The organism is Paenibacillus sp. PvP094 (assembly GCF_040546835.1).
GTDB classification, from domain to species: domain Bacteria; phylum Bacillota; class Bacilli; order Paenibacillales; family Paenibacillaceae; genus Paenibacillus; species Paenibacillus illinoisensis.
On record NZ_JBEPOM010000001.1, the window covers coordinates 1,728,930 to 1,743,403 of the forward strand.

Genomic DNA, 14,474 nt, shown 5'->3' on the forward strand with positions numbered 1-14,474 from the left:
GTACTGTACTCAGTCTAACTCCCGCTCTCGCGAGTTGTATGTTAGGAATGTAAAAATGAAATTAACTTTTTAGATGAATTCTGTTGATGTTCATAGATTAAATCTATATAAGGTGATTCAAATCCATTTTTCATTTGGTTACCTCGACAACAGCACCATCTTCCGATCGCTGTTTGCTGTAATCTCCGGATTTCCTTGATTCCCTTTTCAAAGGGAGACATCAGGGGATCAAGGCGAAGCGTATGCTTCCGAAGTAGCTTTCTTTCAGAAAGCTTTTAGCTTCACTTTTTTTCAAGTTGGTCCTGTACTCTCCGTGTTTATGAAAACAAGCATTAAATCATCTTCTATTATGGAGACCCTGTATAAGGGAGAGGAGTGTGAGTTCGTTGAACCTCATTAAACTGCAAATTGTAGAGCTGATTGACAAGCATCATCACATGACCAGCGTCGCAGAGATTCTGGGCATCAAGCAGCCCACGGTTACGTTTCATATGAAATCACTGGAGGAAGAGATGGGAGTGCGATTATTCGAATCGCGCAGCGGAAAGACGTTCCTAACGGAGGCTGGACAGGCCCTGCTTCATTATTCCGTTAAGATCAATGCCCTGACCCAGGAGGCCCGCCGGGTAGTCAAAGAATACGACAGCCTTTACCGGGGCACGCTTCACATTGGGGCGAGTTATGTACCTGCAACCTATCTGCTGCCTCCGATGCTAAATACATTCTCACAGGAGTTTCCCGGTATTCGTATTGTGTTATCGGTCAAACCATCGCCTGTCATTCGCGAGATGTTAATGCGGCACCAGATTGATCTGGGAGTAATCTCTTCCGAACCGTTTATTGGTCCGATCCTTCAAGCCGATCCGCTATGCGCAGATGATCTGGTATTAATCTGTGCTCCTCAGCATGCTCTGGCTGGAAGAGCAGTGTTGGAGCCCGAACATATCTCCCAGGTTCCTTTTGCCTTGCATGGGAACGAGTCGAGTACTCGCCGTTTGACCAACCAATGGTTGGAACAGCATGCCGTGCGGCTCCGAAGTACGGTAGAAATGGACTCACTCGAGGCAATCAAGCAGCTTGTTCTGCTCGGAGGTCATATTTCATTCATGTCACGCATGGCCGTTCAGTGGGAGGAGCAGCATGGCTTGATTCAAGTTCTGCCCATTCCCGGGGAACAAGCCCCTAGACATATATACACGGTACATAATAAGGATCGACATCCTTCAGTTCAAATGCAGCGATTCAAGGAAGTTCTTCAGGAAGGAGTCACGGGCTCACCTTCTTTTCTTGGCTTGATCCCATAAAATCTCTCGTTCGCCATTCATCAAATCTATGCAGGGTTAACGCAATGCTCGTCCAACGTTAATCACTTTCATATACTCGGGCGCTAAAGTGGGTCTGTACATTAATTCAGCCTAGGGAGTGATTGGTTTTGAAAACGTGGAAAAAGGTAACAACCTCATTGATGCTGAGTATCGTCACATTGGGCAGCAGTCTAGCGTTCCAAGCACCACAAGCTTCAGCGGCGGCCAATGCCGTACCTGCCTACGAAGTGAAGTTTCTGGCTAAACCGGAGCTGGTATTAAACTCGGATGGAACGCCTCGCAGTGAAGTTATTCAGACGTTGTCCCTCGATTCAACACCGAGAAACATCAGCGCTGAGTATTTTGACACCAATGCTCTGAATCTGAACCAAGCGGGATGGGATGTCCGTTTCCGGAAGAAGGATGACAAAAACAACTATGAATTGACCTACAAAAAGCGCTATCCCGTAATTAACGGTGACATTAACGCTGCACTGACCTTGGCTAATCAAGAGGGATTTGATGCATCAGATGATAACTATGAGGCTGAGATCGATTGGGGTTATGGTAAACAAACGCTGAGCTTCTCCAACACCAAAAAGGTGGATACCAAAGCTACAGGCGTGCAGCTCCCTTCCGAGAAGGATGCGCTCGATATGCTGCTGGACAAGCTGCCAGGCAAACTGAAAAACTGGTCTTCTTCCAACTGGGGTAAACAAACGCTCTCACAATCCCGTGCTCATGGCCCTGTAACGTTCCAACGCTATGAAGGCACATGGAATGGACAAGAGCTGTCGTTTGAAGTATGGCCTATTCGTAACGCAGATGGTACAGGTTTCGAGAATCTTGTAGAGGTTTCTTTCAAAACCGAAGATGCTGCAGCCGTATCCGGCCTGCGTACCGAGCTGCTGCAAGTGTTGGAAAGCAACAACTGGCTTATACCTGCCGATGGCTTAAAGACTCAAACGATTTTGGAAAGATACTAATCGTCTGGAATGACAAAGCATAGATATAACCAAAAGGACATTAGCAGGTTTATCCTGTTAATGTCCTTTGTGATTTTTACTTTGGGCGTATCCTAAGTTATATCATCCTATTTAGCAAGCTTAGTTTATGGAGATCAACTACATGCTGCCCGCAGTAACTTTCTGACGATTCAATGATTAATTGATCATCCTATTCTGAATATTTAATATACTTTAAAGGTTTGTGCCGTTTCGATGCCCAGCGCACTTTGAATAAACGTATTAGCCACTCGTTCCACAGGTACCGGGTTAAAACCAATGAAAAAGTCTCTATATTTCTCAGCAGACTCTTCAAACAAATTAGGGCTGACCGAATTCAAACGAATACCTCTTGGCATTTCGTAGGCTGCCGCTTTGGCAAACGCATCGATTGCCCCGTTGACCATAGCACTTGAAGCACCTTGTGCAATAGGATGATCCTTGATAATGCCACTAACCAGTGTGAAACTCCCATTGTCATTAACATAGTGTTGTCCAATCAACACGATGTTGACCTGTCCCAGCAATTTGCTCTGTACACTGATCATGTTGTTCTCAGGGGTCAGCTCTTCCAGTTTGGCATAATGTGTCTGCCCAGCCGCGACAAGGACGTAATCAATGTTTTGCACAGTTTCAAAAAGAGCCTTAATGCTATCCGTTGAAGTCATATCGACCTGATAATCACCTGAGCTTCTACCTGCTGTAACCACTTCTACAGACAGCTCATTCAACTTGGCAACAATCGCCTTTCCTAACGTTCCATGTCCTCCAATAACAAGAGCTCTTTTCACACGATTCCTCCCCTTTAGATCCGAACCATTTTCAACCAATATAATCCTGTTTCTACCTAATTTAAACAAAATCATTCGGCGAGAGCAAGTTATTAAAGTCTGAGCTGTTCATATAAGATGAAGTGCACATGAGATTATAAATAAATAAAAAAACCTCTCGCACAAGGCAAGAGGCTTACTGTAAGCGGGTGATGGGAATCGAACCCACGCTATTAGCTTGGAAGGCTAAAGTTCTACCATTGAACTACACCCGCATAATCATAAAAATCGGGATGACACGATTTGAACATGCGACCCCCTGGTCCCAAACCAGGTGCTCTACCAAGCTGAGCTACATCCCGATATTAATGGAAATAATGGCGCGCCCTGAGAGATTCGAACTCCCGGCCTTTTGATTCGTAGTCAAACGCTCTATCCAGCTGAGCTAAGGGCGCATATATGATTGGAGCGGACGACGGGAATCGAACCCGCGACCCTCGCCTTGGCAAGGCGATGCTCTACCGCTGAGCCACGTCCGCAAAATATATGGTGCGGTCGAGAGGACTCGAACCTCCACGGGGGGTTAGCCCACACGGACCTGAACCGTGCGCGTCTGCCAATTCCGCCACGACCGCAAAATATAATGGTGAGTCATGAAGGGCTCGAACCTTCGACACCCTGATTAAAAGTCAGGTGCTCTACCAACTGAGCTAATGACTCTTAATATAATGGCTGGGGATATAGGATTTGAACCTATGCATGACGGAGTCAAAGTCCGTTGCCTTACCGCTTGGCTAATCCCCAATAAAATCATGGGGCGATCGAGGGGAATTGAACCCCCGAATGCCGGATCCACAAACCGGTGCGTTAACCACTTCGCCACGATCGCCATAATTCAACCTGAGAGTATCTCAGTATTCCCATCCTTGTCTATAATATACATTCTACTATAGATTAAGATGTGAAAGTAATAAATGGTGCCGGCGAGAGGACTTGAACCCCCAACCTACTGATTACAAGTCAGTTGCTCTACCAGTTGAGCTACACCGGCACGGTGTAAAGTGTGGAATGTATTAAAATGGCGGAACCGACGGGATTCGAACCCGCGATCTCCTGCGTGACAGGCAGGCATGTTAGGCCAACTACACCACGGTTCCAGATCACTTTCTGTTAGGAAAGTATAATTGCGGGGGCAGGATTTGAACCTGCGGCCTTCGGGTTATGAGCCCGACGAGCTACCGGGCTGCTCCACCCCGCGTCGTTATAAAAGTTATATGGTGGAGGCTGAGGGGCTCGAACCCCCGACCCTCTGCTTGTAAGGCAGATGCTCTCCCAGCTGAGCTAAGCCTCCATATATGACCCGTAGGGGATTCGAACCCCTGTTACCTCCGTGAAAGGGAGGTGTCTTAACCCCTTGACCAACGGGCCTCACTAAAAAATTTTCTGGCGGAGAGAGAGGGATTCGAACCCTCGAGACGCTTGTGGCGCCTACACGATTTCCAATCGTGCTCCTTCGGCCAACTCGGACACCTCTCCATCTGGCTCCCCGAACAGGACTCGAACCTGTGACAACTCGATTAACAGTCGAGTGCTCTACCAACTGAGCTATCAGGGAATGGTGGAGCCAAGCGGGATCGAACCGCTGACCTCCTGCTTGCAAGGCAGGCGCTCTCCCAGCTGAGCTATGGCCCCATGTTTTTTCACCCCACAAAGTGAAGTGTAGCTTCGAGGTTTATTCCGATTACTTTCCGGGGACCCCGAGAATTTCATAAAACTTGTATGGTGGGCCCTGGTGGACTCGAACCACCGACCTCACCCTTATCAGAGGTGCGCTCTAACCAACTGAGCTAAGGGCCCGTATATAAATCCCTTTTTCTCTACGAGGGGGGCAAAAAAAATACCCCAAAGGGAATCGCTTGGCAGCGTCCTACTCTCCCAGGACCCTTCGGTCCAAGTACCATCGGCGCTAGAGGGCTTAACGGTCGTGTTCGGGATGGGTACGTGTGGAACCCCTCCGCCATCGCCACCAAACGATGCTGCTATACTCAGAGATCATTCTCTGAAAACTAGATCCGAAACGAAATTTGCGATCAAAACCTGCAATTTGGATAAGCCCTCGACCGATTAGTACTGGTCAGCTCCATGCATTACTGCACTTCCACCCCCAGCCTATCTACCTCGTCGTCTTCAAGGGGTCTTACATACTGGGAAATCTCATCTTGAGGGGGGCTTCACGCTTAGATGCTTTCAGCGCTTATCCCGTCCGTACATAGCTACCCAGCGGTGCTCCTGGCGGAACAACTGGTACACCAGCGGTACGTCCATCCCGGTCCTCTCGTACTAAGGACAGCTCCTCTCAAATTTCCTACGCCCACGACAGATAGGGACCGAACTGTCTCACGACGTTCTGAACCCAGCTCGCGTACCGCTTTAATGGGCGAACAGCCCAACCCTTGGGACCTACTTCAGCCCCAGGATGCGATGAGCCGACATCGAGGTGCCAAACCTCCCCGTCGATGTGGACTCTTGGGGGAGATAAGCCTGTTATCCCCAGGGTAGCTTTTATCCGTTGAGCGATGGCCCTTCCATGCGGTACCACCGGATCACTAAGCCCGACTTTCGTCCCTGCTCGACTTGTAGGTCTCGCAGTCAAGCTCCCTTATGCCTTTGCACTCTTCGAATGATTTCCAACCATTCTGAGGGAACCTTTGGGCGCCTCCGTTACTCTTTAGGAGGCGACCGCCCCAGTCAAACTGCCCACCTGACACTGTCCCCGTACCCGCTAAGGGCACCAGGTTAGAACCTAGATACGATCAGGGTGGTATCCCAACGGTGCCTCCACACAAGCTGGCGCTCATGCTTCAAAGGCTCCCACCTATCCTGTACAGATCGTACCCAAATTCAATATCAAGCTGCAGTAAAGCTCCATGGGGTCTTTCCGTCTTGTCGCGGGTAACCTGCATCTTCACAGGTATTAAAATTTCACCGGATCTCTCGTTGAGACAGCGCCCAAGTCGTTACGCCATTCGTGCGGGTCAGAATTTACCTGACAAGGAATTTCGCTACCTTAGGACCGTTATAGTTACGGCCGCCGTTTACTGGGGCTTCGGTTCACAGCTTCGGATTGCTCCTAACCGCTCCCCTTAACCTTCCAGCACCGGGCAGGCGTCAGCCCGTATACTTCGCCTTACGGCTTCGCACAGACCTGTGTTTTTGCTAAACAGTCGCTTGGGCCTTTTCACTGCGGCCCCCTCGTGCTATTCACACTACCGGGGCACCCCTTCTCCCGAAGTTACGGGGTCATTTTGCCGAGTTCCTTAACGAGAGTTCTTCCGCGCGCCTTAGAATTCTCTTCTCGCCTACCTGTGTCGGTTTGCGGTACGGGCACCTTCATCTGGCTAGAGGCTTTTCTTGGCAGTGTGAGATCATGACCTTCGCTACTGTAATTTTCACTCCCCATCACAGCTCAGCCTTACGATGTGCGGATTTGCCTACACATCAGCCTCACTGCTTGGACAGACATCCATCAGTCTGCGTCACTACCCTACTGCGTCCCCCCATCGCTCGTAACGATTTACGGTGGTACAGGAATTTCGACCTGTTGTCCTTCGACTACGCCTTTCGGCCTCGCCTTAGGTCCCGACTTACCCTGAGCGGACGAGCCTTCCTCAGGAACCCTTAGGCTTTCGGCGGATCAGATTCTCACTGATCTTTTCGTTACTCATACCGGCATTCTCACTTGTATAATGTCCAGCGCTCCTTACGGTACACCTTCAACCCTTATACAACGCTCCCCTACCCCTGATGCAAGCATCAAGCCATAGCTTCGGTGGTGTGTTTAGCCCCGTTACATTTTCGGCGCAGAGTCACTCGACCAGTGAGCTATTACGCACTCTTTCAATGGTGGCTGCTTCTAAGCCAACATCCTGGTTGTCTGTGCAACTCCACATCCTTTCCCACTTAACACACACTTGGGGACCTTAGCTGATGGTCTGGGCTGTTTCCCTTTTGACAATGGATCTTAGCACTCACTGTCTGACTCCCGGAAGTAAGTCTATGGCATTCGGAGTTTGACTGAGCTTGGTAACCCTTGCGGGCCCCGCACCCAATCAGTGCTCTACCTCCACGACTCTGTTTTCCGAGGCTAGCCCTAAAGCTATTTCGGGGAGAACCAGCTATCTCCGAGTTCGATTGGAATTTCTCCGCTACCCCCACCTCATCCCCGCACTTTTCAACGTGCGTGGGTTCGGGCCTCCAGTGCGTGTTACCGCACCTTCACCCTGGACAGGGGTAGATCACCCGGTTTCGGGTCTACGTCCACGTACTATGTCGCCCTATTCAGACTCGCTTTCGCTGCGGCTCCGGCTCTTCACCTTAACCTTGCACGGGAACGTAACTCGCCGGTTCATTCTACAAAAGGCACGCCATCACCCCTAAAATGGGCTCTGACTTCTTGTAAGCACACGGTTTCAGGTTCTATTTCACTCCCCTTCCGGGGTGCTTTTCACCTTTCCCTCACGGTACTGCTTCACTATCGGTCGCTAGGAAGTATTTAGCCTTGGCAGATGGTCCTGCCGGATTCATACGGGGTTTCACGTGCCCCGCACTACTCGGGATCCGTCTCGGAGGGAACAGACTTTCAATTACAGGGCTTTTACCTTCTTTGGCGGGCCTTTCCAGACCTCTTCGTTTAACCGGTTCCTTTGTAACTCCATGTGAGACGTCCCACAACCCCAGAGAGCAAGCTCTCTGGTTTGGGCTGTTCCGCGTTCGCTCGCCGCTACTGACGGAATCACTATTGTTTTCTCTTCCTCAAGGTACTTAGATGTTTCAGTTCCCCTGGTATGCCTCTGCATAACCTATGTATTCAGTTATGAGTAACTGGATATTACCCCAGCTGGGTTTCCCCATTCGGACATCCCCGGATCAAAGCTTGCTTACAGCTCCCCGAGGCAGTATCGTTGTTCGCCACGTCCTTCATCGGCTCCTAGCGCCTAGGCATCCTCCGTGTGCTCTTAGTAGCTTAACCAATTCGCTCGTGTTCGAGCTGTCTCTTCCCTTGGTTTGCTTGCGCAAATCCAAAAGTCGTTCCATTCGATCACTCGCTCATACAGTATCACTATTATTTGAAACTTGTTTACACAAGTTCAGCTAAAAGGAATGTTCTAATTCGCAATTTTCGTTTCGATATCTAGTTTTCAAAGAACAAGCTCCATGCAAAAGCAAGCTGTTTTGAGAGTTTGAGCTCTCAAAACTGAGCAACGAGTGAGTAACTAGCCGACCTGGCTAGATTTGTATTTGAATGTTTCCGCTACGGGAAACGATTCTCCATAGAAAGGAGGTGATCCAGCCGCACCTTCCGATACGGCTACCTTGTTACGACTTCACCCCAATCATCTATCCCACCTTCGGCGGCTGGCTCCTTGCGGTTACCCCACCGACTTCGGGTGTTATAAACTCTCGTGGTGTGACGGGCGGTGTGTACAAGACCCGGGAACGTATTCACCGCGGCATGCTGATCCGCGATTACTAGCAATTCCGACTTCATGCAGGCGAGTTGCAGCCTGCAATCCGAACTGAGACCGGCTTTTTAGGATTCGTTCCACCTCGCGGCTTCACAGCCCGTTGTACCGGCCATTGTAGTACGTGTGTAGCCCAGGTCATAAGGGGCATGATGATTTGACGTCATCCCCACCTTCCTCCGGTTTGTCACCGGCAGTCACCTTAGAGTGCCCACCCGAAGTGCTGGCAACTAAGATCAAGGGTTGCGCTCGTTGCGGGACTTAACCCAACATCTCACGACACGAGCTGACGACAACCATGCACCACCTGTCTCCTCTGTCCCGAAGGAAAGCCCTATCTCTAGGACGGTCAGAGGGATGTCAAGACCTGGTAAGGTTCTTCGCGTTGCTTCGAATTAAACCACATACTCCACTGCTTGTGCGGGTCCCCGTCAATTCCTTTGAGTTTCAGTCTTGCGACCGTACTCCCCAGGCGGAATGCTTAATGTGTTAACTTCGGCACCAAGGGTATCGAAACCCCTAACACCTAGCATTCATCGTTTACGGCGTGGACTACCAGGGTATCTAATCCTGTTTGCTCCCCACGCTTTCGCGCCTCAGCGTCAGTTACAGCCCAGAGAGTCGCCTTCGCCACTGGTGTTCCTCCACATCTCTACGCATTTCACCGCTACACGTGGAATTCCACTCTCCTCTTCTGCACTCAAGTCATCCAGTTTCCAGTGCGATCCGGGGTTGAGCCCCGGGATTAAACACCAGACTTAAATGACCGCCTGCGCGCGCTTTACGCCCAATAATTCCGGACAACGCTTGCCCCCTACGTATTACCGCGGCTGCTGGCACGTAGTTAGCCGGGGCTTTCTTCTCAGGTACCGTCACTCCTTGAGCAGTTACTCTCAAGGACGTTCTTCCCTGGCAACAGAGCTTTACGATCCGAAAACCTTCATCACTCACGCGGCATTGCTCCGTCAGGCTTTCGCCCATTGCGGAAGATTCCCTACTGCTGCCTCCCGTAGGAGTCTGGGCCGTGTCTCAGTCCCAGTGTGGCCGATCACCCTCTCAGGTCGGCTACGCATCGTCGCCTTGGTGAGCCGTTACCTCACCAACTAGCTAATGCGCCGCAGGCCCATCCTCAAGTGACAGATTGCTCCGTCTTTCCAGCTTCCTTCAGGCGAAAGAAGCAAGTATTCGGTATTAGCTACCGTTTCCGGTAGTTGTCCCAAGCTTGAGGGCAGGTTGCCTACGTGTTACTCACCCGTCCGCCGCTAACCATCAGAGAAGCAAGCTTCTCATCAAGTCCGCTCGACTTGCATGTATTAGGCATGCCGCCAGCGTTCGTCCTGAGCCAGGATCAAACTCTCCAATAAAGTATTGAAAAGAGCGATTAGCTCATTTTGAATCTGACGAGATTAAAAATCTCATTTTTGCTTCGAAATCATACAGTCAGATGACTTGTACCGATTTCTCAGCATCGATCTTACAAAGTAAGATCGTTACTCACTCGTTGTTCAGTTTTCAAAGATCAAACGTCGTTTGCATCCGAGTGTTGTTCTCTTCAGCAACTTTTATATCTTATCACATCCGAACCAATTTAGCAAGCACTTTTTTTAAGTTTCTTTCGAAGTTTTTCAGTTTGCTTACCGCACCGTGTTTCTCGTGTTTTCTTGGCCGGAATTAGAATATACCATGTACAGTTTTATTATGCAAGTACTTTTTACAAAAAGTTAAAAACCATACTCATATCCTTCTACCCCTGTCTTCCACTCTTCTTACCTTCTATATGTAAGATCATATTTCGGCATACTCAATCACGTTTATAACAAAAAGCCAGACAAGCCTCTCTCCCTCCTTCAAGGAAGGCACGTTCGAGACTCGGTTCCGGCTCATCATAAAACTCTTTCCTTCTATATAAGAGACTTCTTAGGACCACGCGATATTTCCACTCCATAGAAACTCATTACAATATGCGTTTACCCAGCAGTGACGCAATGAGTTCTACCCCCAGCCTCGCAGTGTGTCTATTATGATCGAATAACGGATTGACCTCCACAAGTTCCATAGAGGTAATACGATTCGTAGAAGCCAGTAACTCCAGTGCAAAATGCGCTTCCCGATAGTTCAACCCTCCCGGGACTGGTGTACCCACCCCTGGTGCTTCACGAGGATCAAGGCAATCCATATCGAAGCTAAGATGAATCCCGTCACTTCCCTTTCCTGCCACAGCCACCGCTTGTTCGACAACCCACTGGATTCCCATTCGATCTATATCATGCATTGTGAAGCTTTTGATTCCATGTGCTTTAATCTGCTCTTTCTCATACTCATCAATATCCCGCAACCCAACGTATACCAGATTGGAAGGATTAATAAATGGACCAACCCCAGGGATATGAGATAAATTAAACGCCGAATGTCCCAGTGCCGCAGCCAGACTCATCCCATGCATGTTACCGGACAAACTGCGCTCTTCGGTATTTAGGTCAGCATGTGCATCGAACCAGATTACACCCAAGTTGGAATAATGAGAAGTTAACCCCGCCATAGTACCGATTGCCACGCTGTGGTCTCCTCCGAGAACAAGCGGGAACACGCCCCCTGCTACCACACGCGACACTTCTGTGCATACCCGCTCACTCACCTGGCGCACTTCACGCAAATACTTAGCACGGTTACGCTCAATTGGCGCATCAGCTACCAACGGACAATCCACACGCACTTCCTCTGTCAGAACTAATCCGAGTCCCGCAATCTCCCTTTTCAGCCCAGCTGTAATCAGCTCATCCGGACCTAACTCTGCACCCCCGCGAGCACCCCCGAGGCCAAAAGGAACTTTAATAACAGCCACCTGGCGCTGCTCCTTAGAACTCGACCCTATTTGAATAGCAGCTTCCAGCTTGCCTGCAGTTTCCGTATAATGATTCCCCATACAGATCAGCCCCTTCGCGGCTTATTTCTAAAGCAATGATATATAATTAGAACCGATCTCACATCCGCCTATCCAGGCTCCCATCCCTTAATCCTTTAAGACCTGTATAATTCTTTCTATTGCCCAATTGATTTCATCTTCCGTTATGGTAAGAGGGGGTGCAAAACGAATCGTCGTCTCATGCGTTTCCTTGCACAGCAATCCTGCTGTCATTAGTTGCTCGCAATATGGGCGGGCAGGCACATGAAGTTCGACACCTATAAACAACCCTTTTCCTCGTACCTCTTTTACCGCTGCACTCCCAATCCCCTTGAGATGTTTCATAAAATAATTCCCTAGACGCTCCGATCGCTCCGCCAGTCGTTCATCTTCCAATACCTGCAGCGCCGCAACAGCCACCGCACAAGCAAGCGGATTACCACCGAAGGTGGAACCATGAGAGCCCGGCTCGAACAAATCAAGGATCTCTGCATCCGCTGCCACAGCCGAGATCGGCATAATCCCTCCACCAAGCGCTTTACCCATGATCCAGAGATCAGGCACTGCCCCTTCCCAATCAGAAGCAAAACGGCGTCCCGTTCGACCGAAACCCGTCTGGATCTCATCCGCCACCGTTAACACCTGCATTTTCTTACATAGTTCAAAAGCTTCCGCAAGATATCCGTCCGGCGGGATAATTATACCTGCCTCACCCTGAATCGGTTCTACCAGAAACGCCGCAGTATTGGGAGTGATCGCTTGCCTCAATGCATCGATGTCCCCATAAGGAATAATTCGAAATCCAGGCGTGAATGGACCGAAGTCCTTTTGGTACGCAGCTGAAGATGAGAAAGACGTGACTGTCAACGTTCTTCCGTGGAAGTTACCGGAGCAGACGATAATTTCAGCTTGATTTTCAGGGACACCTTTACAACGGTAGGCCCATCTGCGCACAGCCTTAAGCGCAGTTTCCACTGCTTCAGCACCCGTATTCATTGCAAGAATCTTCGTTTTGCCCGTAAATTGCGAGAGTTTTTGATAAAAAAGGGAGGCTGCACTGCTGTGAAACGCCCGCGAAGTCAACGTAACCCGGTCCGCTTGATCCTTCAGCGCCTGAATAATCACAGGATGCCTGTGTCCATGATTCAACGCCGAGTAGGCACTTAGCATATCCATGTATCGACGGCCTTCAGGATCTTGAACCCAAACTCCCTCGGCTGTCTCAATGACAATCGGGAGCGGATGATAGTTAGGCGCAGCATATTGTTCCGACCATTCCAACCATTTTTGAGAGTCTGACATTACTCCTCAGCACCTCCTGCCGATCTGTATACAAAATACAATATCAATGTATGCTCCGCCTTCTCCATTTACGACCCCTTCACAGCCAATTCCACCATAGCCCTGGTACCGAGGGTAAACCTCAATTAACGGGAAGCAGAGAGCCTCCGTTCTACCCAGGCAAGCAGATTAGCCAGCGTAAATGTGATCACAAAATAGAGTGCAGCAGCCACGAGGAGCGGGGCGAGTGGTTGAAAGGTAACACCTTGAACAGCTCTGGCCGTGTAGATAATTTCGGCAATCCCAATCATGGAGACAAGGGAAGAATCTTTAATAATGATAATGAATTCATTACCGATTGCCGGCAGCATGTTGCGGAACGCCTGAGGCAGTATAATGTAGCGAAGTGTCATGCCATGGGTTAAACCAAGTGAACGAGCAGCTTCCGTCTGACCTTTATCGATCGCCTGGATTCCGGCCCGAAACACTTCCGCCATATAAGCAGAACTATTGATGGTTAGTGCCACGACCCCCGACATAAATGCCGGCAAGTTGATGCCGATCACCGTCAGACCATAGTGAATGATAAGAATTTGCACCAGCATCGGTGTGCCCCGAATGAGTTCAATATAGGCTGATGCCAAAAATTTGATTGGCCACACACGTGATATACGCAATAGTGCGACCAAAACCCCAAAGATGGTGCCCAGCAGGACGCCAAAGAAAGACAATTCCAACGTCACCCACGCACTTCTTGCATAATCCTGCCAATGATCCGATAAAAACGAAAAATCTAAATTCACGGCATATCCCTCACTCGCCAGGCTTAGTCCCCAACCAACTCATTGGCTTCAATGACGAAACGTTCGATGTCACCGTTACTTTTGAGCTTTTGGAGTGTAGCGTTAATCTGTTCCACCAACTCCTGATTCCCCTTTTTGACGGCAATTGCCGATCCAGCTTCATCTTCAGCTTGTTCAATCTTTATGTCCGACAATTCAAGTCCCTGCTGATTTTTCACATACTGTTCCGCTACCGGCTTCTCCAAAATGAGCGCATCCACGCGGCCAGTCTGCAATTCCAGAATCAACTCGGGGATTTTCGCCAGGGATGTGAGCTTGGCACCATCTATCCCTTGAGCAATCCCTTCTTGGATGGAGCTCTTCTGCACACCGACCTGCTTGCCTGACAGATCCTTCAGTGAGCCTAACGTTCCTCCCTCACCCTCCCGGACAAGCACTGTCTGTTCTGCATAGTAATAGATGTCCGTGAAATCCACGTTCTTCTTCCGCTCTTCGGTTGGGGTTAAGCCCGAGATCACAAAATCCACCTTTTCAGTGTCCAGCGCCATGAGGAGGCCGTCAAAATCCATGTCTTCAATCTTCAACTCTGCTCCCATATCCGCCGCAATGGCTTTGGCAATCTCGATATCGAAACCTACTATTGTGTCTTTGCCATCGATGCTCTTATGAAACTCATAGGGTGCGTAATCTGCGCTGGTACCAAGTACAATGACTTCCTTCTCTGTTGCGTCACCTTCAGCGGTCGAAGCCGGAGCCGAAGGATTACCCGTTGTCCGTTCCTGCCCACAAGCCGACATGATTACAACCATCAATGACAGCAACACTGGTAAAAGAATTCTTTTCACAGAGCATACCCCTATTCTTTTTTTGGAATGATACACATCTAAA

At 49.5% G+C, this 14,474-nt stretch carries 7 protein-coding genes, 17 tRNA genes and 3 rRNA genes; 2 read left to right on the forward strand and 25 right to left on the reverse strand.

Annotated features, from left to right (window positions below; genetic code table 11):
- Nucleotides 1-386 precede the first annotated feature (386 nt).
- The gene (locus ABIC22_RS07990) at nt 387-1,304 is read left to right on the forward strand and encodes a LysR substrate-binding domain-containing protein (protein WP_354480003.1); all 918 of its coding nucleotides are present in this window, start codon (nt 387-389) and stop codon (nt 1,302-1,304) included.
- 128 nt (nt 1,305-1,432) lie between these two features.
- Nucleotides 1,433-2,290 (forward strand): hypothetical protein, encoded by an 858-nt coding sequence (locus ABIC22_RS07995; RefSeq protein ID WP_354480006.1) that lies wholly within the window; start codon nt 1,433-1,435, stop codon nt 2,288-2,290.
- A gap of 203 nt (nt 2,291-2,493) precedes the next feature.
- Here ABIC22_RS07995 and ABIC22_RS08000 read toward each other — a convergent pair whose 3' ends face one another.
- The 25 genes from ABIC22_RS08000 to ABIC22_RS08120 all read right to left on the reverse strand — a co-directional run bounded on the left by ABIC22_RS08000 (nt 2,494) and on the right by ABIC22_RS08120 (nt 14,431).
- Nucleotides 2,494-3,099 (reverse strand): short chain dehydrogenase, encoded by a 606-nt coding sequence (locus tag ABIC22_RS08000; protein ID WP_354480008.1) that lies wholly within the window; start codon nt 3,097-3,099, stop codon nt 2,494-2,496.
- A 183-nt stretch (nt 3,100-3,282) separates the two neighbouring features.
- Nucleotides 3,283-3,353: transfer RNA gene (locus ABIC22_RS08005), tRNA-Gly, on the reverse strand.
- Nucleotides 3,354-3,366: 13 nt separating this feature from the next.
- Nucleotides 3,367-3,440: transfer RNA gene (locus tag ABIC22_RS08010), tRNA-Pro, on the reverse strand.
- Between the two features lie 16 nt (nt 3,441-3,456).
- Nucleotides 3,457-3,533 (reverse strand) — tRNA-Arg (locus ABIC22_RS08015).
- 9 nt (nt 3,534-3,542) lie between these two features.
- Nucleotides 3,543-3,617 (reverse strand) — tRNA-Gly (locus ABIC22_RS08020).
- A gap of 8 nt (nt 3,618-3,625) precedes the next feature.
- Nucleotides 3,626-3,713 (reverse strand) — tRNA-Leu (locus ABIC22_RS08025).
- Nucleotides 3,714-3,722: 9 nt separating this feature from the next.
- Nucleotides 3,723-3,798, reverse strand: a tRNA-Lys gene (locus tag ABIC22_RS08030).
- Nucleotides 3,799-3,807: 9 nt separating this feature from the next.
- Nucleotides 3,808-3,882: transfer RNA gene (locus ABIC22_RS08035), tRNA-Gln, on the reverse strand.
- Nucleotides 3,883-3,891: 9 nt separating this feature from the next.
- Nucleotides 3,892-3,967: transfer RNA gene (locus ABIC22_RS08040), tRNA-His, on the reverse strand.
- Nucleotides 3,968-4,053: 86 nt separating this feature from the next.
- Nucleotides 4,054-4,129, reverse strand: a tRNA-Thr gene (locus tag ABIC22_RS08045).
- 28 nt (nt 4,130-4,157) lie between these two features.
- Nucleotides 4,158-4,235: transfer RNA gene (locus ABIC22_RS08050), tRNA-Asp, on the reverse strand.
- A gap of 27 nt (nt 4,236-4,262) precedes the next feature.
- Nucleotides 4,263-4,336, reverse strand: a tRNA-Met gene (locus ABIC22_RS08055).
- Between the two features lie 17 nt (nt 4,337-4,353).
- Nucleotides 4,354-4,429 (reverse strand) — tRNA-Val (locus tag ABIC22_RS08060).
- A 5-nt stretch (nt 4,430-4,434) separates the two neighbouring features.
- Nucleotides 4,435-4,506: transfer RNA gene (locus ABIC22_RS08065), tRNA-Glu, on the reverse strand.
- Nucleotides 4,507-4,522: 16 nt separating this feature from the next.
- Nucleotides 4,523-4,614, reverse strand: a tRNA-Ser gene (locus ABIC22_RS08070).
- Nucleotides 4,615-4,617: 3 nt separating this feature from the next.
- Nucleotides 4,618-4,693, reverse strand: a tRNA-Asn gene (locus ABIC22_RS08075).
- Nucleotide 4,694: 1 nt separating this feature from the next.
- Nucleotides 4,695-4,770: transfer RNA gene (locus ABIC22_RS08080), tRNA-Ala, on the reverse strand.
- An 88-nt stretch (nt 4,771-4,858) separates the two neighbouring features.
- Nucleotides 4,859-4,935: transfer RNA gene (locus ABIC22_RS08085), tRNA-Ile, on the reverse strand.
- Nucleotides 4,936-4,992: 57 nt separating this feature from the next.
- A 5S ribosomal RNA gene (gene rrf, locus ABIC22_RS08090) occupies nt 4,993-5,109 on the reverse strand.
- A gap of 73 nt (nt 5,110-5,182) precedes the next feature.
- Nucleotides 5,183-8,107: ribosomal RNA gene (locus tag ABIC22_RS08095) — 23S ribosomal RNA — on the reverse strand.
- 305 nt (nt 8,108-8,412) lie between these two features.
- Nucleotides 8,413-9,964, reverse strand: a 16S ribosomal RNA gene (locus ABIC22_RS08100).
- The 16S, 23S and 5S rRNA genes sit together here with 17 tRNA genes alongside, the layout of an rRNA operon.
- A gap of 590 nt (nt 9,965-10,554) precedes the next feature.
- Nucleotides 10,555-11,523 (reverse strand): arginase, encoded by a 969-nt coding sequence (gene rocF / locus ABIC22_RS08105; protein WP_127541293.1) that lies wholly within the window; start codon nt 11,521-11,523, stop codon nt 10,555-10,557.
- An 87-nt stretch (nt 11,524-11,610) separates the two neighbouring features.
- Entirely contained in the window at nt 11,611-12,804 is a 1,194-nt protein-coding gene (locus ABIC22_RS08110; RefSeq protein WP_354480012.1) for an ornithine--oxo-acid transaminase, read from the reverse strand.
- A 125-nt stretch (nt 12,805-12,929) separates the two neighbouring features.
- Nucleotides 12,930-13,586, reverse strand: coding sequence for an amino acid ABC transporter permease (locus ABIC22_RS08115; protein ID WP_354480015.1), 657 nt, complete (start codon nt 13,584-13,586; stop codon nt 12,930-12,932).
- A 23-nt stretch (nt 13,587-13,609) separates the two neighbouring features.
- Nucleotides 13,610-14,431, reverse strand: a complete 822-nt coding sequence (locus ABIC22_RS08120) for a transporter substrate-binding domain-containing protein (RefSeq protein ID WP_354480018.1) — start codon at nt 14,429-14,431, stop codon at nt 13,610-13,612.
- Nucleotides 14,432-14,474: the final 43 nt, after the last annotated feature.

Bases quoted from the DNA above. Each gene is read 5' to 3' on its own strand.
- rocF (WP_127541293.1), bottom strand. From the start codon at position 11,523: ATGGGGAATCATTATACGGAAACTGCAGGCAAGCTGGAAGCTGCTATT.
- ABIC22_RS08110 (WP_354480012.1), bottom strand. From the start codon at position 12,804: ATGTCAGACTCTCAAAAATGGTTGGAATGGTCGGAACAATATGCTGCG.